1 protein-coding gene is annotated in these 666 nt (G+C 56.6%); it reads right to left on the bottom strand.

Features of this window, described 5'->3' with window-relative positions; translation table 11 throughout:
* Positions 1-31: 31 nt before the first annotated feature.
* Positions 32-666, bottom strand: a 635-nt coding sequence (locus ACM6J5_RS20450; RefSeq protein ID WP_414929223.1) for a transposase, incomplete at its 5' end; no start/stop codon positions are given.

The raw sequence follows: 666 nt of genomic DNA, 5'->3' as shown, positions 1-666 counted from the left end.
TGTGGGAGATTCTATGGTTGAGGGAAAGTCCTCAACTGGCTTTTGGCTGATATTCGCTTTGCCCTTTCAGCAAGGCGAATACCACCCGAGCAAGCTTGCGAGCCAGCATCACTAGCGCCTGAGTGGTGCTGAACCCCCGAGTTCTTTGTTCTTCGTAATACCCTTTCCAGGCTTTCGTACGGCTAGCCGACATCGCTGCATTGTGCAGAAGTCGGCGGGCCTCGGGGTCACCGCGCTTGCTCAAACTGCGGCGAGCGTCCTTCTGTCCTGATTTCGCCACCCGTAAATCCATGCCCAAGAAGGCGATAAATGCATCCGCGTTTCTAAAATCTCCTCGCTGAAATGCGGTTATCAAGCGGGCCCCAGTCAAAAATCCAATACCCTCAACTTTCAGGCAGCGCTTCAATTGACCGAGCAAACCGGCCTCTTTGAGTTGATCGTTGATCGTCTTTTCGATCAGCGTCTCAAGCTGCTGCATGGACTTCACTTGCTCGGCAAAAGCCGCCTTGAGCAGCGGCTCATTCGACCAGCTCTGCACCAGGCCGACCCTGGCCTGGACCAAGGCTGCGCGACGGCGGAAAAGGCTCAGGAGCTGGCGGTACAGCGGTGAGGGCGGGGTCCAGGGACGCAACTCCTCGGCCTCGTTCTTCAGGTAACGAGCCAGCA

The sequence above is a fragment of the Pseudomonas sp. IT-P74 genome (genome assembly GCF_949768175.1).
GTDB lineage: Bacteria > Pseudomonadota > Gammaproteobacteria > Pseudomonadales > Pseudomonadaceae > Aquipseudomonas.
The sequence above is the reverse complement of the archived record's forward strand: the minus strand, read 5'-3'. Positions and strand labels throughout refer to the sequence as shown.